Origin of the sequence: Wolbachia endosymbiont (group B) of Ischnura elegans (assembly GCF_947251585.1) — a bacterium.
In the GTDB taxonomy this organism is placed as follows: Bacteria; Pseudomonadota; Alphaproteobacteria; order Rickettsiales; family Anaplasmataceae; genus Wolbachia.
Window position 1 is genome coordinate 1,928,938 of the sequence record NZ_OX366371.1, and the last position, 21,249, is coordinate 1,950,186.

18 protein-coding genes and 2 pseudogenes are annotated in these 21,249 nt (G+C 34.2%); 9 read left to right on the forward strand and 11 right to left on the reverse strand.

Annotated features, from left to right (window positions below; translation table 11 throughout):
- Positions 1–9: 9 nt before the first annotated feature.
- Positions 10–306, reverse strand: coding sequence for a type IV secretion system protein VirB3 (locus OPR58_RS09950; protein ID WP_006015054.1), 297 nt, complete (start codon positions 304–306; stop codon positions 10–12).
- A gap of 64 nt (positions 307–370) precedes the next feature.
- Between OPR58_RS09950 and OPR58_RS09955 the strand changes: the two genes are divergently transcribed.
- A complete protein-coding gene (locus tag OPR58_RS09955; RefSeq protein WP_064085840.1) occupies positions 371–1,948 on the forward strand; it encodes a lysine--tRNA ligase in 1,578 nt (525 codons plus the stop codon).
- 507 nt (positions 1,949–2,455) lie between these two features.
- Here the strand turns inward: OPR58_RS09955 and OPR58_RS09960 are convergent.
- The 4 genes from OPR58_RS09960 to OPR58_RS09975 all read right to left on the reverse strand — a co-directional run bounded on the left by OPR58_RS09960 (position 2,456) and on the right by OPR58_RS09975 (position 6,237).
- Positions 2,456–3,643 carry an ankyrin repeat domain-containing protein gene (locus tag OPR58_RS09960; protein WP_265022594.1) on the reverse strand — a complete coding sequence of 396 codons (1,188 nt, stop codon included), beginning with the start codon at positions 3,641–3,643 and terminating at the stop codon, positions 2,456–2,458.
- A gap of 169 nt (positions 3,644–3,812) precedes the next feature.
- A complete protein-coding gene (locus tag OPR58_RS09965) occupies positions 3,813–4,391 on the reverse strand; it encodes an RlmE family RNA methyltransferase (RefSeq protein ID WP_064085440.1) in 579 nt (192 codons plus the stop codon).
- Between the two features lie 75 nt (positions 4,392–4,466).
- Positions 4,467–4,988: a PopZ family protein gene (locus OPR58_RS09970; protein WP_265022595.1), complete on the reverse strand. Its 522-nt coding sequence runs from the start codon at positions 4,986–4,988 to the stop codon at positions 4,467–4,469.
- A gap of 10 nt (positions 4,989–4,998) precedes the next feature.
- On the reverse strand, positions 4,999–6,237 hold the full coding sequence (locus tag OPR58_RS09975; RefSeq protein ID WP_265022596.1) for a TolC family protein: 1,239 nt from the start codon (positions 6,235–6,237) through the stop codon (positions 4,999–5,001).
- Between the two features lie 104 nt (positions 6,238–6,341).
- Between OPR58_RS09975 and rplM the strand changes: the two genes are divergently transcribed.
- From rplM to OPR58_RS09990, 3 genes are all read left to right on the forward strand, one after another.
- Positions 6,342–6,800, forward strand: coding sequence for a 50S ribosomal protein L13 (rplM, locus tag OPR58_RS09980; protein WP_006014941.1), 459 nt, complete (start codon positions 6,342–6,344; stop codon positions 6,798–6,800).
- Complete coding sequence (gene rpsI / locus OPR58_RS09985; protein ID WP_010402504.1) at positions 6,800–7,249, forward strand: 30S ribosomal protein S9; 450 nt, start codon at positions 6,800–6,802, stop codon at positions 7,247–7,249. The genes rplM and rpsI overlap by 1 nt, the downstream gene beginning before the upstream one ends.
- Positions 7,250–7,394: 145 nt before the next feature.
- The gene (locus OPR58_RS09990; RefSeq protein WP_265022597.1) at positions 7,395–7,697 is read left to right on the forward strand and encodes an HU family DNA-binding protein; all 303 of its coding nucleotides are present in this window, start codon (positions 7,395–7,397) and stop codon (positions 7,695–7,697) included.
- Between the two features lies 1 nt (position 7,698).
- On the opposite strand, the gene OPR58_RS09995 is transcribed toward OPR58_RS09990, so the two are convergent.
- The gene (locus tag OPR58_RS09995; RefSeq protein WP_010402508.1) at positions 7,699–8,406 is read right to left on the reverse strand and encodes a pyridoxine 5'-phosphate synthase; all 708 of its coding nucleotides are present in this window, start codon (positions 8,404–8,406) and stop codon (positions 7,699–7,701) included.
- Between the two features lie 372 nt (positions 8,407–8,778).
- Between OPR58_RS09995 and OPR58_RS10000 the strand changes: the two genes are divergently transcribed.
- Positions 8,779–9,234, forward strand: a complete 456-nt coding sequence (locus tag OPR58_RS10000) for an Hsp20/alpha crystallin family protein (RefSeq protein WP_226079516.1) — start codon at positions 8,779–8,781, stop codon at positions 9,232–9,234.
- Between the two features lie 376 nt (positions 9,235–9,610).
- A complete protein-coding gene (locus tag OPR58_RS10005; protein ID WP_265022588.1) occupies positions 9,611–10,033 on the forward strand; it encodes a DUF6444 domain-containing protein in 423 nt (140 codons plus the stop codon).
- Between the two features lie 70 nt (positions 10,034–10,103).
- Here the strand turns inward: OPR58_RS10005 and OPR58_RS11450 are convergent.
- Positions 10,104–11,070 (reverse strand): annotated as a pseudogene (locus OPR58_RS11450) (IS110 family RNA-guided transposase).
- A gap of 74 nt (positions 11,071–11,144) precedes the next feature.
- Positions 11,145–12,488 (reverse strand): IS66 family transposase, encoded by a 1,344-nt coding sequence (tnpC, locus tag OPR58_RS10020; protein WP_265022247.1) that lies wholly within the window; start codon positions 12,486–12,488, stop codon positions 11,145–11,147.
- A gap of 325 nt (positions 12,489–12,813) precedes the next feature.
- Here tnpC (OPR58_RS10020) and tnpC (OPR58_RS10025) point away from each other — a divergent pair, with 325 nt between their 5' ends.
- Positions 12,814–13,752 carry an IS66 family transposase gene (tnpC, locus tag OPR58_RS10025; RefSeq protein WP_265023147.1) on the forward strand — a complete coding sequence of 313 codons (939 nt, stop codon included), beginning with the start codon at positions 12,814–12,816 and terminating at the stop codon, positions 13,750–13,752.
- Between the two features lie 606 nt (positions 13,753–14,358).
- On the opposite strand, the gene gltX is transcribed toward tnpC (OPR58_RS10025), so the two are convergent.
- Positions 14,359–15,711 carry a glutamate--tRNA ligase gene (gltX, locus tag OPR58_RS10030; protein ID WP_265022600.1) on the reverse strand — a complete coding sequence of 451 codons (1,353 nt, stop codon included), beginning with the start codon at positions 15,709–15,711 and terminating at the stop codon, positions 14,359–14,361.
- Positions 15,712–15,862: 151 nt separating this feature from the next.
- On the opposite strand from gltX, the gene OPR58_RS10035 reads away from it, so the two are divergent.
- Together OPR58_RS10035 and OPR58_RS10040 are read left to right on the forward strand one after the other, a co-directional pair.
- A complete protein-coding gene (locus tag OPR58_RS10035; RefSeq protein WP_265022601.1) occupies positions 15,863–16,540 on the forward strand; it encodes an ankyrin repeat domain-containing protein in 678 nt (225 codons plus the stop codon).
- 61 nt (positions 16,541–16,601) lie between these two features.
- Positions 16,602–18,701, forward strand: a complete 2,100-nt coding sequence (locus OPR58_RS10040; RefSeq protein ID WP_265022602.1) for an acetyl-CoA carboxylase biotin carboxylase subunit — start codon at positions 16,602–16,604, stop codon at positions 18,699–18,701.
- Here the strand turns inward: OPR58_RS10040 and OPR58_RS10045 are convergent.
- Both OPR58_RS10045 and OPR58_RS10055 read right to left on the reverse strand, forming a co-directional pair.
- Entirely contained in the window at positions 18,684–19,679 is a 996-nt protein-coding gene (locus OPR58_RS10045) for a COX15/CtaA family protein (RefSeq protein WP_265022603.1), read from the reverse strand. The genes OPR58_RS10040 and OPR58_RS10045 overlap by 18 nt on opposite strands.
- Positions 19,661–21,249: pseudogene (locus tag OPR58_RS10055) on the reverse strand (glycosyltransferase family 2 protein). The gene OPR58_RS10045 and the pseudogene OPR58_RS10055 overlap by 19 nt, the downstream one beginning before the upstream one ends.

Sequence of the window (21,249 nt, forward strand, 5' to 3'; positions counted from 1 at the left end):
TGCACAACATCAAGTAATGTCATAAGAATTGGCTCCATGATAAAACCGATTTAAACATTTGGAACATTTTCCCAACTTTACCATAAATAACTCAATAAACAACGGTTCCTTTGCAGAAGCTATATAGCCAAGTCCATGTATACCTGGTAACATCAGGAGAATTACTCTAAGATCATTTGTATTAATGAAAATTAGCATGCAAATTAGAACGTTTAATATTGCAAACATATAACTCACACCAAAGAGCATTGCAGGTCTTGTAAGACCTTTAAATAATTGATTCGTTTGTATGCTGCCAGTAGACATATCTTTAACCTTCTAATAAGAGCTCTAACACTAATACTACATCATTAATTAAAAATCTATTGAAATGAATAGCACTTTAGGTAAGATAATTAATTTAAATTCAATGATTATAAGCTGGCCATTTCAAGAAGCAGAAAAAATACTACAAGAATTCCCTAATAAAAAAGAGATAATATTTGAGACTGGTTATGGTCCCTCGGGTTTACCACATATTGGTACTTTTGGGGAAGTTTTTCGTACCACAGTTATTGCAAACGCTCTAAAAAAAATAGCTCCTAGTATAAAAACCAAAATCATTGCAGTTTCCGACGATATGGATGGTTTGCGAAAAATACCAGATAATGTACCAAATCAGGAAATGCTAAGAGAGAATCTGAACAAGCCATTAACCATGATACCTGACCCATTTGGCACTCATGAGAGTTATGGTCATCACATGAATTCGTTGTTGTGTAAATTTCTTGATTTGTTTGGATTTGAATACGAATTTAGGAGTGCAACAGAGTGTTATAAATCTGGCGTTTACGATGAAAAACTTTTACTCCTGCTGAAAAATTATGATAAAGTGATGGAAGTAATGCTTCCATCATTTCGGGAAGAAAGGCAGCAGACTTACAGTCCATTCTTGCCGATATGCCCAAAAACTTCCCAAGTTTTACAAGTTCCAGTAATTGAAACAAATACAGATAAAGGAACAATCACGTATGAAGACCCAAACGGGGAAAAAATAGAAGTTCCAGTGACAAAAGGAAAATGTAAACTGCAATGGAAACCTGATTGGGGGATGAGGTGGGCTGCATTCGGAGTTAATTACGAAGCTCATGGAAAGGATTTGACTCCATCTGCTGTGCTTTCAAGTCAAATATGTAAAATACTTGGAGAAAAGCCACCGCTTTTGTTTTGCTATGAGTTATTTCTTGATAAAGAAGGAAAGAAGATATCAAAATCAAAAGGAAATGGTATTTCAATTGAGGAGTGGCTAACTTATGCACCCACAGAGAGTTTAGCGTTATACATCTTTCAGAGTCCTAAAAAAGCTAAACGTTTATATTTTGATGTGATACCAAAATCAACTGATGAATATTTAGAGTTTGCTAAGCGTTACAATGAGAGTGAAGAAAAGGATGTAAATAGCCCTGTATGGCACATCCACCAGGGTAAAGTTCCAAACGTAGAAACTTCAGGCATAAATTTTTCGTTACTTTTAAACCTGGCAGCAGCTTGTAATGCTGAAAATAAAGAGATTCTTTGGGGTTTTATATCAACTTATGCACCAAACGTTACACCAGAAAGCAACAAAATGCTAGATAGGCTTTCGGATTTTGCAGTTAGGTATTATCACGACTTTATCAAGCCAACAAAAGCGTATAAAGCTTCAAACGAAAAAGAGAAAGAAGCGTTACTAGATTTAAAGAACAACCTACATTCCCTGCCTATTACAGCCACTGCTGAAGAGATTCAATCTCAGGTTTTCTCCATCGGAAAAAAACATAATTACAATAACTTACGCGATTGGTTTCAGTTGCTATATGAAACGCTGCTTGGCCAAAAAACCGGTCCTAGAATGGGATCTTTTATAAAGCTTTATGGGATAGATAATACAATCTCTCTTATAGAAAGTGCTACTGAACGTACACTTTAGAGTTTACCTTCTTCCATTTGAGCTCTCTAGTTTTATTACTTGACAAACCTTCCCACTTTCCTTATTATAGTAATAAGAGTATTTATCCTTGTTTTTGGGCTCAATGACAAAATTCAGATGTTTATTGGCAAATTACATAAAATTATAGTGGCTTTTTTTATTTTTTCTACATTCAGCCAAATCGCGCTTGTTAGCACATTATCAATTTACATTATTAAAACTCGCTATACGGGGATTCTTTTGTCTTTTTTTATTTAGTAAATTTCTTAATATTCATAGCTAAAGTAATTTTAGAGAGCCAGCGCGTGACCAACCTGGTCAGTTTTCTGAATCCCAGTACTGGAATAACAAGAAAGAGGGCGCTGGGATGACACCATTTGCTGTCTTCAAAATGAATGTTAATACACCTAGGATGTTTAAACCTTAATTCTGTTTTGGTGTTAAGCAAGGTATCTAGATACCTTGCTAAATAAAAACTTGGAAAAAAAGGAAGAAGAGACTTCTTCCTTAATTAACGCAAAAACTTTTTGCCTTATTTATAAAACCTTTTACTGATGCCAGTAAGCATGTTCCAGGATTTTCTAGACTACAATCAGGCTTACTATCGTCCACTGCACTATTCTGACTAAGCTTTGATATTTCTTTTGCAATAGCCTCCTTTAACTCATCACAAGGCTTATACACTTCATATATAATACCACCAGCAACAAGTCCTGTGAGTACAGCAGCAGCCACAGCTATCCCAGCCATAGCACCTACTGATAATGACACACCAAAAAAATATGCAGAAGTAACTACTATAGCAGCTACAATAGATGTAATAATAAATATACCAACACCACAGACTATTCCTATCATAATCGCGTCTTCAGTAACCATTTCTGCTAGATTTTTGTTACAACGACCTTTTACTAAAGGATCAGCACCTGCTTTTAATAGAGCTCTTACTATCTTGTGATGACTCTTATAAGCAGCAATACGCAAAGGAGTGTATCCACATGTATCTGGCAAATCAATATCGTTAGGCCCCTTAGCTAATATAGCCTCTACTATCTCCATTTTGCCTTTCTCAGCAGCACGACATAAAGGGGTGCTTTCACTTTTATCTCGCAAATTAACATCAGCCCCCTTATCTAATAGAGCTTTTACTATTTTTTCGTTACCTTTTTTAATAGCCAAATGTAAAGGAGTTTTTCCATCGCTATCTTGCAAATTAACATTTATATCTTCTACTGCTAATAGAGCGTTTACTATATTTTCGTTACCTTTTTCAATAGCCAAATGTAAAGGGGTTTTTCCATCGCTATCTTGCAAATTAACATCTATACCTTTTACTGCTAATAGAGCGTTTACTATATTTTCATTACCTTTTTCAATAGCCAAATGTAAAGGGGTTTTGCCATATAGATCTTGGAAATTAACATTTATTCCGTCTACTGCTAATAGAGCTTTTACTACATTTTCTTGATTATCTATAAATGCTGCATGTAATAATGTTAATTCTTCTTCTTTGCCATAATAATTATTATTACTAAATTTATAATTTATATTAAAATCTTTCTTCTCCCACTCTTGATAAGCAGGGAGGTCTCTTTTTTTTAGTTCCTCTTTTATTTTTTCAACTATGTTATTACCATTCAAATCATTTTCACGATTTACTATACTTAATATCTGTTTCAACAATTCTAAATACATATCAAACTCTCCTATATAATATACTTTAATTATTATATATCTAAGTAACAAAGTCAAGGATTTAATTAATTATCATAAATATTTAAACAAGAAACAGGGGCTTTTGTGCGAGCGTTATTAATCTTCAGTTTAATAGGATAAGATTCGTCAACGTTTCTGTAAGTATCTTCTATATAGAAGAGTTGCTACCAATAAAGCCTAAGCTGACCAAATACATTTCTGTAGATTCAGATCTACTTGACTTTGGTTTGAAGTATCTTACTGTTTTAAACATTTTTTTTAGCTCATTGCAGAAATCTTTATCAGACTCTCCTTGAAAAATTTTTACTACAAATTTGCCATCATGATTCAAAAAATGCTTTGCAAAATTGAGCGCTGCTTCGCATAAAAGCATAATTCTGATATGATCTAACGATTTTAAACCGCAAGATTCTGGTGCCATATCAGATAAAATTACATCAAATTTGTGATCCTTGAATTTTTCTCTTAAAATTTCAAGTTCGCTGATAATATCACACTGTATACACTCTACTCCACTAATTGCGTTTATTGGTTTTATGTCAACAGCAATCACACTCGCTCCTTTCTTAGATGCAACTTGTGACCACCCACCAGGAAAAGCGCCAAGATCAATAATTTTTTGCCCTTGTTGGAGTAGTTTAAATTTATCGTCTATTTCTATTAACTTATATGCCGAGCGCGATCTATAACCGTCCTTATTGGTTTTTTGAACATACTGATCATTCAAATGGCGATGTAGCCATCTTGTTGAAGATAACTTTCTACCTCTAGCTGTTTTTACTCTGGTCTTTATACTAATAACCTACTTATTATTGATTATATCTTTGAGCTCATTTTCAACTACTTCTTTTACCAATGCATGTAGATACTTATTCAGCCACTCTGAAAGCTGAGGTTTTAAAAGAGATACAACTAATTCTTCAACAGTAAGATCCACTCTTTTTTGTTGTTTATGCCGTAGTTCGCTTTGCATCTTTTCAAGCAATGTTTTAATTTCCTCCATATTTTCTTTTAAAACTAAATGCTCGTTACTTTGTTCTTGATAGCTCACTTTGTTATTACTCATTTGGATATTATCATACAAATTTTTCTCTTCTGAGTTGTAACTATGGCTATTAAATTGGTTATTCATTTTCTCACTTTGGCAATTATTCTCTTCTTCACTATTTTCTTTTTCTTCGATGTCTTCTGGATACTCCTCTTCAAGGCATAATACGTCATCATCTTCATCCATTACTTCTGCTTTATCACCACTTGCATTTTTACCCGATATAGCTTTTTTTATATCTTCTAGTATATCTTTTACAGATTGATTATCGCTCATACCATTAAATTTAAAGGTTTATACTATTTATCATAAAAAGCAAGTTGTAAACACTAATTACATAATTGCTTTTTGCCTGAATTAGATCGGAACGTGCTTTAAATAATTCATCTTCAGTATCCAAAAGGTCGGATGTACTCTTTAAACTTAAGTTTACCTCTTGCTTAACTCCTTCCAATGCTAAAGCTGCTGCTTTTTCCGCTTCTTGACTTGCTTTAATAATAGCTTTTGCTGTCAGCACGTTATTCCAAGCATTTACAACTGCTTCTTCTATATTTTTTACCGTTTCATAATAATCGTAGGTAGATTTTTTTGCATCCATTTTAGCTTTACTGACACCAAAAGCATTCGCTCCTTTTTTAAAGATTGGAACATCAAGAGTAAAAACTATATGAACATTTTCTAATAGCTTGTCTAATTTTACACCATCTTTCCCAAAATTTTTGTTTGCTCTTAGATTTAAAGAAGGAAGCCACTTGGAGCTTTCAGCGATCACTTCCATTCCAGCAGCTCTTTTTTGATAAACTGCTGCTTTTAGAGATAAATTATTGGTTTTTGCTAATTGTAAACATTCATTTAGCTCTGGAACAGAAGGTAATTTATCATTAGCTTCAGAAAGTTCATCAGCATCTTCGCCAATCAAATGATAATAAGCAATATTTGCCAATTTTAATTTACCTTCAGCATCAACTCTTTCGGATATAGAAGACGAAAATTTTGCTTTTGCTAGCAAAACTTCAGCATTAGTAACTTCTCCAAGGGAAAAGCGTTTTTTCATAGCTGACAAATGCTCTAAAGAAACACGCACTTTATGTTCTCTCAGTTTTAATATTTCTACCTTTTGTAAAACATTAACATATGCTTTCACAGCGCTGAGTGCAACTTCTTGCTTAGATTGCTGAAATCTAATTTTTGCTGCTTTAAGAAGATGATTTGATCGGCTGAATGTAGCAAAGGTGCCACCACCATCTATTATTCTTTGACTTAATATTAGATGCTTTCCAGAGTTTTCCAGGCTAAAACTACTATCGAAATTATATTGTAAATTAATGTCAGGTAAAAATCCAGCTAACCCAGAAGATTTATAATATTTTTCTGCGCTTTTATATTGGTAAAATTGAGACTTTATTTTTGAGCTATTTTTGATAGCTTTGCTTATAGCCTCTTCCAAATCGATTGCATAGCAATCTATAGCACTAAAAGCGATTACAAATATAATAATCAATCGAAACATTTTGCTTTCTAGCATATTATTAAAGTTATTAGCATAAATTACTTTAATAATCAATAACTAATGTTGTTGACACTATCAAGCAACTTAGTATATCATAATCTACTGTTATGTATTGATATATGAAAACTTTTTTCTTAAAAGAGAAACAAGTCGATAAAAAATGGCTTGTTATAGATGCAGAAGGATTAGTAGTAGGAAGGCTTGCAGCGTTTGTAGCAGCGCTATTGCGTGGAAAGCATAAGCCTGAATACACACCTCATATGGATTGTGGAGATAATGTAATTATTGTTAATGCAGAAAAGGTACATTTTACCGGAAAGAAGCTTAAAGATAAAATCTACTATAGGCATACAGGTTATTCTGGTGGTTTAAAGAAAACTACTCCAGATAATATTTTAAATGGCAAATTCCCTGAGCGTGTGATAAAAATGGCAGTAAAAAGAATGCTTGATGATGGTCCTATGGCACGTAGACGGTTTGAAAATTTGTATGTTTATTCTGGTTCAGAACATAAGCATCAAGGACAGCAACCTGAAAAAATAGATTTTGCCTCTTTAAATCGTAAAAATAAGAAATAATGGAGCAAAAAGTGAAAATAAATAATAATGATCAGCCAAAAAAGGCAATGATTGACTCACTTGGTCGTTCATATGCCACAGGTCGAAGGAAAGAATCTGTAGCAAGAGTATGGATAAAGCCAGGAAGTGGAAAATTTAGTGTTAATAAAAAAGATGATTTAATTTCTTATTTTAAAAGAGAATCAGTGTGTCAAATGATTAAAGCGCCATTCATAGTAACTTCTATGTTAGACAGGTATGATGTGTTTGCAACTGTAAAAGGTGGAGGACTATCTGGCCAAGCAGGTGCCTTAGCTCATGGAATAAGCAGAGCTTTAAGTAGTATAAGTCAAGATCTACACTCTATATTACGTAAGGGTGGATTCCTAACTAGAGATTCACGTGTTGTTGAGCGTAAGAAATATGGTCAACATAAAGCTCGGAAAAAATGTCAGTTTTCTAAGAGATAATTGTTTCATAATGGTATTTTTTTGTAAATATTATACAAGTTCTTACAAGGGTTTATGGCATTTTCTCTTTTTATGACGAATTTAGTTGACTATTGGCATTAGCATAATATACTGTTTATGTAATTTTTCAATATTAAGGTAATTTATGAGTAAAGAAGATATAGTAAACCAACTGAGTCAAGAGTGCTCTAGTCAAGGTATAGATATAACAAAAGCTAGTTTGGGTAAGCTTCATGATATTTTTATGGAAACAATCAAGAACGATCTAAATCGTAAAGGTGAAATACGTTTGCATGGAATAGGGACATTCTCTACTGCTATAAGTAAGGAAAGACAATACCGTAATCCTCAAAATGGTGAGATTATGACCGTTCCTGAAAAGAAAAGAGTAAGGTTTAAAGCAAGTCAAGCTCTTTCAAGTACTTTAAATACCAAAGAGAAAGTATAAGCTACTTAGATATTGTCATTTTCATCTTTTTAGTTACACTATGTAAGCCATGAAATATAGCCTCGCTGATTAAAGAATGGCCTATATTAAGAGCTGAGATGTGAGGTATCTCTTTTATTCTTTTAGCATGTTTATAATTTATGCCATGCCCTGCGTGGCATTCTATTCCTAGCTTATTAATGTATTCTGCAGAGTTAGTAATAAGTTTTAATTTTTCTTCTGATGGATTATCACAGTAATCCCCTGTGTGAATTTCTATTATGTCAGGCTTTCTTTCTAGCTTCTCAAGATATTTTAGTTGATTAATATTTGGATCGATAAACAGTGAGACTTTTATGTCAAAGCTATGCATTTCCTCTATTATACCAGAAAGTTTACTGTGCATATTCACGATATTCAGGCCACCTTCGGTTGTTAATTCTTCTCTTTTTTCTGGTACTATACAAATCGAATAGGGTTTTACTTCTTTTGCTATTTTGAGCATTTCTTCCGTAGCTGCGATTTCAAGATTTAACTCAGTGCTAATGTTTTGTTTTAGATTGAATACATCCTCATCTCTGATATGCCTTCTGTCTTCTCGTAAGTGTACGGTGATAAAATCTGCTCCAGCATCAATAGCTATTTTTGCTGCTTTTAATGGATCTGGATAAGAAGCTCCACGTGCGTTGCGAAGGGTTGCAACGTGATCAATATTAACGCCCAATTTCACAATTTACCTCAAAAATTATTTATAAATTATACATATTATTAGATCTTATGCATGTCATTGTTTAATGCCATAGCTGAAAGACGGAGCTAGCAGTTATACCAATTCTCATTGTTGGCAAGTCAAATAAGAAACATTCAAAATTGTTTGATTGTGGAAGTGGAAAGAGAAGTAATAAATTTGCATACACTTGCCCTTTTTTACAGTTAATCTAGTTTATAGAACTACTCGTGGTAATCCAAACAAGATTTTTTCTCATAATCAAGTTATAGTAAACGGGGAAAATTTTTCGCATCTAAAAAATTTTAGATTTAGGATTGAAATTAATAAGTGGAGTGATTATGTAATGCATGTATTAGTAAAAGGAGGTACAACATGAGTAATATAGTTCATTTAAATAAAAACAATAATCGTGATAATTTTAGTGTAAGAGGGTTACAAAGAGCCGTTGATGACATATTTGATAGCTTTTTTACAGGATGGAACCCAGAGCTTTCCAAAAGAGGCAGTAGTCTACTACCAGTTTGTGATTTTTATGAAACAAAGGAAAGCTATTGCCTATCATTAGAGTTACCAGGTATTCCTAAAGAAAGCATAGACATTAGTATATCTGGCGATAACTTAATAGTGAAGGGTGAAAAAACATGTGATAATGAATCAAAAGATAAGCAGTTTTACCATAAAGAAAGGTACTATGGTTCTTTCTATAGATCTATTCAACTTCCAACAAATGTAGAGCAAGATAAGGTATCTGCCAACTTTTTAGATGGGGTATTGCATGTAACCATACCTAAGTCAGAGAAACACATCAAGAAAATTGATGTAAAGTAACCAGTAAGTAATAGCAGGCTTCTGACCTTGAGGCTTGCTATTTTAATATCTGTTCAGCAGAGTGGCAAAATAAGGTAAACGAGAAAAGACAACTAAATGAATGTCATGAAAGTAGCTGATGCTGGCTCCCTTATGAAGGTGTCATCTTAGCACCCAGACACTGATTTTTTAATTGAAAATGTTGTCTTGTTTGTGATAAATTTTGCTCGATGCCAGTGTCGAGCACTGGCATGACATTATAGAAGCTGGAATTACAGTGTCAGCTACTTGAATGACAATATTTGCTGTGTAATTGTAACCGTTCACGGAGATAAGGTGGTTTACAAAGTAAGTATAAAAGTGTAAAGAGATAGGAAGCTAAATATGGAATGGGTAAATGACAACAGTGCTGCAAGAAAAGGTTGTAGCAGAAAAGGCTAATCTCAAGGAAGAAATAAAAGCACTGATCAGAGAAAATGATAGCTTGAAAGCAAAAATAGTTGAATTAGAAGACAAATTGGGCTTAAATTCGCAAAATTCATCGCTGCCACCATCACGAGATATATATCGTAAGAAAGCAAAAAAGAAAAGTGATAAAAAACCAGGAGGTCAGCCAGGACATAAGGTGCATAAGCGTGAATTAATGGCTGCAGACGAGGTAGTGAGATGCACAATTGATACAATTTGTATGTGTGGAGGTAAGATTACTTTAGAAGATGAAATTATTCATCAGAAGGCAGAGTTGCCAGAAATTAAGCCAATTGTAACTGAGTACAGGTTGCAAAGAGGACATTGTAGCAGTTGTGTTAAAAGTCAATAGAAAAATTGATGTAGCTGTGAATAAGTACTTAAAATTTGTGTGGGCGTACTTATTCACAGCTATGCTATTGCTATATAGAAGCAGTTTTAGGGCTATACTCCTCAGTAAACAGTCTACCGTCTCTTACTAAAGAGTTAGCAAGGATAAGTAATTTTCTCATTGCAGCAGTAGAGGTAACTTTATATGGTTTTTTATATTGATTGTATAGCCTATCAAAGAAGATTTTTATATAAGAATTGTACCTTTGCGCACTAAGAATGCACATATGTAAAACCTTTCTAATTTGTGATCTACCACCCTGAATACACCTTTTTCCCTTACTAAAACCACTATCTCGATTAAAAGGTGCAACTCCGGAAAGGCTGGATATTTCTTTATGTTGGAGAGTTCCAAGCTCGGGTAGATAACAAATAAAAGTAATAGCTGTTATTGCACCTACACCAGGTATACTAGTTATTGACATGTACTTTTTTTTAAGCTCTTGATTTTTATCGACTAATTCCATTACCTCATCTTCTAAGACTTGAATTTGATTTTGTAAAACTGCAAGTAGCTCTTCCATTTGTTTGATTATAGATAAATCGGTTACTTGATGAGCTTGGGTTTTTTGTATTTTTTGCTATTTCTACTAGTTGATTCCTGCGAGATAATTTTTGCTTCAAACAGTCAATACTACTAACTTTTAAAGGAGTGACACGCATGTCTGTATTACTAACATAACGTGAGATGATGCTACAGTCTATTTTATCAGTTTTAGTAGCAATACCAAGGCTTTTTGCATAATCTCTCACCCATCTTGGTTGAATGACATATACTTCAAAACCATGGCTTAATAAAGTATAAGCACATAATTTTTCGTACCCACCAGTTGCTTCAAGTCCAACTTTGGTTACGTTATGTAAACGCAAAAAGTCGATTATTTGATCAATAGCTTGAACGTTATTTTCAAATACTTTATGATGTCCAAGTGGATGAATATGGATATCTAGTTTATTTTTGCTAATATCAATGCCAGTAATAATATTTGATAAATTCATAATCCCTCCATAAATAATGTGTATACTGCATTTTCCACCCTTATATACGGTAACCGTTCACGGAATATTCCCAATTAGGCAGGAATAGCGACTAAATTCTGTAGTTTCTGGACAGGATTCTGATCATTCAAACGTGCAGTCAAAAATATCGAAAGCATTCTTTCAATGAACTTTTCTCCACGTTCTGACCAAGTGAAAAAACTATTTTTACGATAAATGACGTACCGTCTAGCCTGACGTTCTGCAAGGTTATTGGTTGTCTCGATCAGATCAGGATTGCGCACGAATCTCCACATCATATCTTCAGAACGTAGTATATTGGCAGCCATTCTCGAGGCCTGAGTTCCTTTTGCAACCCTTGTTATCTCTCGCAAAAAATGTTTCACCCTTTTTCGAATCTTCCTCATTAACCGGAAAAATCTTAAATTGTCTATCAGGTTTTGTTTACGTGCTCTATCTACCACAAATACCCTGTTGCTCAGCGATTTTAATGCTGCGCCAATTCTGCTCACTTCAACATTTTTACTGTAAAAAAACCTTTCAAAGTCCCTTGCTAAATGGGCCCAGCATATCTGTCTGTTTTCACGATTAAAGTAATTATACGCAGCATACCTATCGCTTATAACTATTCCATCATACTCTGGCAATAGCCCTTTTAATATCTTCTTTCCGCGAGATCCAACTAACTTCATAAGTGTTGCTGTTTTATTCGTTACTACCCAACTCCAACCTTTCTTTCCCTGGTTCCTATGGCTTGTTTCATCTATATGTAAATACTTGCTTTTCCGTAGCTCTTCTCTTATTTTTTCGTATTCAGATATACATTTTTCTGATACTCTACCCTCGGTCTTTGATACCAAACCTAGGCTTATATTCAGATTAAATATGCTGCTCAAAATTTGCTGTACTTCCCTTTTTGAATTGATAAAAAATCCACTAAAACTGCTAATTACTGCTTTTGCATTAGCTCCTAAAAGATCCCTTGTCACACCTTCAGGCAGACTAGCTGAGATCCTTTTCTTACACGCCTTACAGTAGCCTTTTTGTAGCCTATATTCAGTCACTATCGGTTTAATTTTTGGCAATTCAACCTTTTGATGCACAGTTTCTTCTTCTAAAATAACTTGGCTTCCACACATGCAAATTGTATCAATTGAACATTTTACCACCTCATCTGCTACCATCAATTCCCGCTTGTGCGCTTCATGTCCTGGCTGCCCGCCTGGTTTTTTATCGCTCTTCTTTTTTGTCTTTTTGCGATATACATCTTGCGATGGTGGCAGCGATGAATTTTTTGAATTTAAACCCAGCTTATCCTCTAGCTCAATTATTTTTGTCCTTAACTTATCATTCTCTGCTTTCAGAGTACCAACTTCTGACTCCAATACCACAATCTTTTCTTGTAGCACCTCTATCATCAACCCCTCATCTATCTAGTTTATTGTTTTTTATACTAATTATGCAATTTTTGTAAACTACTTTCTTATACCGTGAATGGACAAAGTTGATAAGCCTAAACGCCATCATGTCTTTAGGAGAGTCTGCTAATGAAGGCTCTTAAGTTGACGCCATTGCGTGAACGGTTACCTTTCAGTATAATAAACCAGAGAGGAGAACCTTGCTGCAAAACGGTCCTTATGACCAAGAGTATGTACGGTTCCTCCTCTCTGCGTGTCTTTATACCGCCATTTCGTGACATTTATAAAGACTTGTTTTTAACATATAAGAGTATGTAATAAAAGAATTACAGCAAATTTACCCGAAGGTGTTGCAAGAGATTTTCTAGGACCCAATGCTAAAACAGTTATAAGCAGCCTTAGCGGCTTTTTTATTAACTCAAAAAGAGAGGTACAGCAAATTTTGGGCAGTATTTTTAATCTAAATATAAGCCTTGGTTTAGTCTCAAATACTGAACGCAGGGTATCGAAGAAGTGTGCATCTGAATATGAGAAAATGAAGGAAGAGTTGCAAGGAAGCGAGTATTTGCATATAGACGAAACAGGGCACAGAAATCAAGGAAAGAGAGGCTGGAGTTGGGTAATAACAAACAAAGCGTTGACACTTCTGAAGGTAAGCGAGTCTCGTGGTAAGAAGGTGTTGAAGAGTTTACTGCCAGAATATGATGGTATAGTTGTGAGCGATAGATACGCTGTATACAATTACTTCAATCGTGAAAATAGACAGATATGTTGGGCACATCTGGCAAGAGATTTTGAGAGATTTGCCCATAGTAAAAATGTTGAAGTGAGCAAAATTGGCCAAGCACTAAAATCGCTCAGCAATAAGGTGTTTGTAGTAGATAAGGCAAAAAAACAAAATTTGATAGATAATTTGAGATTTTATCGACTGGTGCGAAAAATTCGGAAAAGGGTAAAACATTTTTTACGTAAAATGACGAGGGTTGCAAATAGCACTCAAGCTTCAAGAATGGCCGCTAAGATGTTACGATCTGAGGATATGATGTGGAAGTTTTTAAGAAAACCTGAAGTGATAGAAACAACTAATAACCTTGCAGAACGGCAAATTAGACGGTACGTAATTTATCGTAAAAACAGCTTTTTCACCTGGTCAGAACGTGGAGAAAGATTCGTGGAAAGAATGTTGTCGATATTTTTGACATCACGTCTAAATGGCCAGAACCCCTTTCAAAAGCTACAGAATCTAGTAGCTGTCACTGCTTAGTTCTTTAATTCATTCTCACAATCCGTGAACGGTTACGTGTAATTTACCTTAAAAAATGAATATTCCTACAGCTACGTGTAAGCTACTTTCATGACACTCATTTAGTTGTCTTTTTTGCCACTTTACTGAACAGATATGTAAAATATTAACTTAGCAATACAAAAAATTATCTATAGATTAGACACACCATTAGATCTTATGCATAGTCATTTTTTAATTCCATAGCTGAGACGGAGCCTGCTCCCCTTATCATGAAACTGAAGTCTATATGGTACCACAGTATAATGATATAATAAAATATGAAAAAAATACCAATAAAAAAAGGCAAAAAAAGCCCGTATTAACTTTAACAATTTAAAATGATTTAATGTGAAAACCATAGGCGCCAATTGTTTTTTTAACTTAAAAATAAAAGTCAAGTATCAGGAATTCTAGACATAAACCCTCCTATATGAATAAAGAGCTAGCAAAAATAAACTTATATATTTTTTGCTGAAATTTGATTATTTGGTGAAAAAACCTGCAGGTGAAGATAGATTCTGGATCCTAAAAAATCTTCATTCTCCACTATAATGAAGCTACTAGAGTCTGTCAAGCAATTTTTTATTAAATTGCTTGCAATCTTTTTATACACTCATCTTTACCAAGAATTACCATGATATCGATGATTCCAGGCGCATCCATTATTCCAGTTATTGGAGCGCGTAATGAGTGGTATATATCGCTCATTTTTATATTATGTAATTTTGAAAATTCCTTAATCTGAGAAGATAAAAAATTCTTATTCCAATCTTCACTACCTACACTCGAAAGAAATGATGCAAGTAACTTAATTACATTGAGGTTAGATTTGACAATTTGCTGAGCTTCTTCACTAAAATCAACTTGAATATAAAATTTTGCTAAGTCCAATAATTCGGTCAGATAGTTTGCTCTTTTTTTCAGCTCTGTCAGTCCCTGCAGTAAATAGCCCTTTTTTTTGTCAGTTAGAGTATTTTCTCTAAGCATTAGAGTCAGAATATCTTCATTGCTCATATTACTAATATAGTGGTTATTCAAATGCTCCAGTTTTTTGAAATCGAGCCGTGCAGGTGAGCGACCGATGCTTTCTAAATTAAACCACTCTATTGCTTGCTCATCGCTAATAATCTCATCGTTGCCATGACTCCAGCCAAGTCTTAGCAAGTAATTACGCATTGCCTGTGGCAATATTCCCATCTTTTCATAATCGCAAACACTTGTTGCACCATGTCTTTTAGATAGCTTATTCCCATCTTCTCCATGAATAAGCGGTACATGTGCAAAGCGTGGGACATCAAAATCAAGAGCCTGATATATTAGTAATTGTTTGAAGGTATTAGTGAGATGATCAGAGCCACGTATAATATCGGTTATTCCGGCATCATGGTCATCAACCACTACAGCAAAAATATATGTTGGAGTATTGTCAGAGCGCAAGATTACTATGTCATCAAGCTGATCGCTACTTATTGTAACTTGGCCGTATATTTTATCGTCAACAACAATATCTTCTGAGTCTGGAACTTTGAAACGGACAACAGGGTTTGCGCTTGATGTCGAATGAGTACACTTATGCTTATATATTTTTCCTTCTTCTCTTGCTCTTGCCTTCTTTTCTGCAACTTCATCTTCAGGGCAGTAACAGTGATACGCCCTACCCTTTTCAACTAAAAGATTTGCAACTTCAATATGTCTAGCTATTCTTCTCGATTGGTATATTATTTCTCCATCATAGTTTATTCCAAGCCATTTTAGCCCATCCATTATTGCATCAATTGCTTCTTGTGTTGAACGTTTTCTGTCAGTGTCTTCAATCCTTAGCAAAAACTCCCCACCATGACGCTTTGCATAGAGCCAATTAAATAACGCAGTACGAGCTCCTCCAATATGTAAAAATCCTGTTGGTGATGGAGCGAATCTAGTGACTATACCTGGCATATTTGTCTATTGTGATAACGTAACCGATGATAACTAAAATTTGCACTTGCAACAACGTGGAACTATAGTAAATTTGAAAGATCAATTTACATTTATTTTTAACAAACTGCATTGTATAATTTAATATTAGTGAATGCAGTGAGGTGTATATATGGATAATTTATTTGAAATTGCAAGAGGAGTTGTAACAGAAGAGGATGAAAATAAATTTATTGAAGCTTGCAAGAAAAGAGTTGCTTGTGTAGCTAAGCATAGAATTGATGAAAATGGAAACCCATTTCATATAGCAGCAAGTAAAGGGTTTCTATTATCTGCGTTACAGGGGATCATAAAGTATTTAGAAAAAGATACTGAGAGCAAAGTCAAGAAAGCAAAAGAAGCTAAAGATTGGGAAAAAGTAAAAAGATTAGAAAAGGAATTTAAGAATAACAAGAAATATATTAAGGAAGCACTCCTCGATAAAAGCTATATTAAGGATGACGGGAAGAAGGCAGTATCACCCCTTTATTTCTTGGACCCTGCAGAGCGGAAAGAAGTTAAGCAAATTGCAGATATAAAATGTGGCTTTATATGTAATAAGAAGTTTCATCTATGCTTATATATAGCAGGGGCTATAGTGTGTGCTATCGCTATGTGTGTATCTTTGTATCTTCTATTTTCGGTTTCTCAGTCTCTTGCGTTGGCTTCAATAGCGACAATAGCTTCTGGAGGGTCTTCATATCTGTTATTTAAGGCATGTAACGAGGTATATGGCCTCTATAACGAAAGTACTATAGTGACAGATCCTAATGTTATGCAACTTTTAGAGGGTGGTTTAGCCCCAACATGAAGTACTTGCAAGGAATAATATAGAAATTTACTTTCTTAACTTAAGAAAGTATACTGATAAGATGATAAGAAAGAAGTATAGTAAAATTTTAATAGCAAATAGAGGAGAGATTGCTTGCAGGATAATCAAAACTGCGCGCAAGATGGGTATATCTTGTGTATGCGTATATTCAGATGCAGATGTAAATTCTGTGCATGTAAGGCAAGCAGATGAGTCGAAGTACATTGGTCCTTCACCTTCTTGCCTGAGTTATTTAAATATTGAAAAAATATGCGAGGTGGCAGTTGAAACAGGTGCTGAAGCGGTTCATCCTGGCTATGGGTTTTTAGCAGAAAATCCAGATTTTCCCCGTGCTCTGGAAAAACATAACATAGATTTCATTGGTCCAAGTGCAGAAACAATAGAAGTTACAGCCAATAAAATAACAGCAAAAGAAGAGGCAAGAAAAGCTGGAGTAAATGTAGTGCCAGGATATATGGGTAAGATCGAAGATGCTGCCCACGCAGCCATCGTTGCTGAAGAGATTGGTTTTCCCGTTATGCTCAAAGCTGCATCAGGTGGTGGTGGCAAAGGAATGCGAATTGTATATTCCAAAAAAGAAATTGAACTAGCATTTACATCAGCAACAAATGAAGCAGAGAAAAGTTTTAAAGATGGCAGTATTTTTATAGAGAAATATATAGAGCTGCCAAGACACATTGAAATACAAATCATAGCAGATAAATATGGCAATATAGTGTGTCTTGGAGAGAGGGAATGCTCGATACAAAGGAATAACCAGAAAATAATGGAAGAAACTCCAAGTCCATTTATTAGTGAAGAAGTAAGACAAAAAATGTATGCCCAATGTGTTTCTTTGGCAAAGCAAGTTGGTTATTTTTCAGCAGGTACTGTCGAGTTTGTTGTAGATAAAGACCAAAACTTCTATTTTCTTGAGGTAAATACGAGATTACAAGTTGAGCATCCAGTAACAGAATTTATAACTGGAATAGACATAGTAGAAGAAATGATTAGAACTTCCTGTGGAGAAAAATTGAGATTCAATCAGGATGATATTAAACTTACTGGTTCTGCAATAGAGAGCAGAATTTGCGCTGAAGATCCATCAAAGAAATTTTTCCCTTCCAGCGGAAGAATAAAATATTACGATAAACCGGATGAAAATAATTATGTAAGAATAGATGATGGAGTAGCTAGCGGTTCAGAAATCAGCATGTTCTACGATTCGATGATTGCAAAAGTTATAACATATGGAAAAGATAGAATAGAAGCAATCAGCAGAATGCAAAAAGCTTTGTCTGAGTGCTATATAGGGGAAGTAATAAACAACATAGAATTTCTAGAATCCATCTTCCATAATCCAAATTTTATTGCAGCAAAACTCCACACAAGATTCATTCCAGACCATTATCCCAGTGGGTTTCAAGGCGATTTTATCACAGAGGAATATATTAAAATATTTATTTTTGCTGCACTGTATGTTCATTTAGAAAATGAAGAAAGGTACTATCACGAAGCAGTAAATGAAACAACTCAGGTGTCATTTCAGTGCGTGACACTGGAATCTAGTAAAAAAGAAGGGGCACCAGTGTCAGCTACTCGGATGATACCTTATGGCATTGAAACAACAGATGACCATGCAAGAGATTTATTCATAGTGAAAATAAATGACAATGAGTACTCCATAAATGCAAAATACCAAGATAATATATTAACAACAGTATATAACCACAATAAATACTCCGTGGTAGGTAGGTGGAAATCAAGTTATAGATTGCTACATATCATAATTAATGGCGATACCAACATAGCACTTAAAATAGAAAGGCAAGGCAGCAAATACTTTATAAGACACGCAGGTATGAAAGCTAAATGTTGTGTATTGAAACCTCATGTAGCTAAACTAAGCAAATTAATGCTAAACAACAAAACAGAAGGGATTTCAGTAGACACTGTGAAATCTCCAATATCTGGTTTATTAGTTAAATTACACGTAAATGCTGGAGATCAGGTAGAAATAGGACAACCTCTCTTTGTTGTGGAGGCAATGAAAATGGAAAATATCATATGTGCTGAATCAGAAATGGTGATAAAAAATATCCCTGTTACAGAGGGGAAAAATGTACAGGCTGGTGATTTGGTATTAGATCTGCTTTCTTAAATAACACAAGAAATATAAACCTGACCCAAATAAGATAAATGAAAACATTTGATGAGCTATAGCAATGGCCATTGGTATATGCAGCAACAAAGTTACTACTCCTAAAACTATCTGAATGATGACGGAAAGTAGCATAATATATGCTGGTTTTACACTAGCATTTTTTATTGTGAGTATTGCTGTCAGAACTAATATCAGCAATGCCAATGCCCGGTGTATGAATTGCACTGTTACTCTATTTTCAAAGATATTTAGCCAAGCAGGCTGTAAGTAAAATAAATCTTCCGGAACAATTTGTCCATCCATTAGTGGAAAGGTATTGTAAATTAAACCAGCATTTAGCCCTGCAACAAATGCACCGAAGATTATTTGTACTGTCACTAGGATTAAAATTATCCATATGTAACATGTAATGTTGCTATTAATTTTAATTATCTGTTTTGGTTTGATTTGGTAATCAAAAAATTGATATGACAATAATGCAAAAATAACCAATGCAAGCAGTAAGTGAAGTGCGAGCTTATAGTGACTAACATGAGGATTGACTACCAAACCGCTTTTAACCATATACCAACCAGCAAAAGCTTGTAAAATTCCAAATAATAGTGCTGTGGATAACCTTATTACTGCATTTTTAGGTATTCTTTTTTTTAGTGTAAAGTATATAAATGGTAAGATAAAAACTAAACCTGTCAGCCTTGCAATTAACCTGTGCACATATTCTATTAAGTATATGGTGCGAAACTCTTCCATACTCATACCATAATTAAATGCTTTATATTCAGGTGTAGCTTCATATTTTGATTTTTCTTTTAGCCAGTCTTGTTCACTCAGCGGTGGCAATGTTCCGGTAATTGGTTTCCATTCCGTGATTGACAATCCTGCTTTTGAAAGTCTGGTAAATCCACCAATTCCCACCATGCAAATCACCATGAGAGAGCAGAGAAAAAGCCAAATAGCTACAGGTTTTGCTTCCATAATCCATGCTGAGTTTTATTCCATTGCTGAGGGTGAATAACAAATTCCCACAAAGCGAGAAAAGCTGCAACGCTATGTAGTAGACTATAGACGGGAAAAAATATTGATACTATATAAAAATAAAAAGGCATTTTTTGTTGTCTGATAGCTATTATCAAAAAAATCAAGTTAATACCGTATACTATTATAAAATAATATAAGAATAATTCATTCAAAATTTGAGTCAGCACCAATGAAAGTAACAAAAAAGGAGTCGTGAAAAATATAAAAGCTGAGGAACCAACAAAAAGGTTTAATAGCAAAACTCCCTTAAGCCCAGTGTGCTTAAAAAGTAATTTTATATTTTTTAAATGAACGATATAAGTTTGCATATAACCTTTAATCCAGCGTGCTCTTTGTTTGATCGAAGCAAACACAGTAGTTGGTGATTCTTCCAATGTTTCTGAATCAATAATCCTGGTTTTATATCCCATTTGCGCAAGTCTCAACCAAGGTCAGCGTCTTCAGTGACATTGTAAGCATCCCAAAAAAGCACTTTCTTTAAAATTTCCACTGAAAAATGGTTACTGCTACCGCCCAAAGGTATTGGCATGTTCATTTTTTGAAATCCAGGCAAAAAATATTGAAACCAGTTCATATACTCGAGAGAAAAGAATTTTGTAAGAAAATTGCAACCAAAGTTATAGTAATTTAATTTCGCCTGTACACAAGCCAACTTTTCGTCGCCCTTATTAAATTCAATTAGTGCTTTTTTTAACTGCAACGGATCTGGCTTGTCATCTGCATCATATATTACCACATACTTTCCTCTAGCAAAGCTCATAGCATAATTGCATGACTTAGCTTTTGTTCTAGGCAGAGAATGAGGCACTTTTATTACTTCAAAATACTGTGGTAAAGTGCATTTTTCTATAGCTGCCAACATTTCTTGATCATCGCTCTCTATCACAAGCTTCACATCTAATTTTGATTTTGGATAATCCAAACTTTCAATGCTCTTAATCAATTGCTTTATAACCGCATTCTCTTTAAAAGCAGGCAATAAAATAGTATATATAGGTTCATTCATCTTATCATAATCTGCTTTTTGGTTAGAAATTTTACGCAAGCCAAAAATTTTAGTTACAAATTTGAATAAAGAACTAGAACATCCGATTATAAATATCAACACCAAAGCAAAATATGCATATTTTTTTGTCAGTGTTAAAGTCGAAATCATAACAAAGAAAGAGGAAAAAAAGATTGAACTGAGCCTAATGCTTTTAGCTGAAAAATTAGGATTCTTATAATATAAGTAGTTACTTGCGAATTCTGAAATACCAAAGTGTGAGTTAAGAAGATTTAAAATCTGTTTGCTATCTACTTTTATCAATACATATTCAATACCGTAATGAGATTCGACCCAAAGGTTGATATCTTGGCTTATATCTTCAACCATAAAAAAAGTAGTATCATTTAATTTTTGCCAAGGAATTATATTAAACCTATAGTAGAAAAGTTTCTCTTGTTCTTTGCATAAACTAGAATCAAATTTAATTTTTTCTACATTATCAGTTTGAAGTACAGGCAT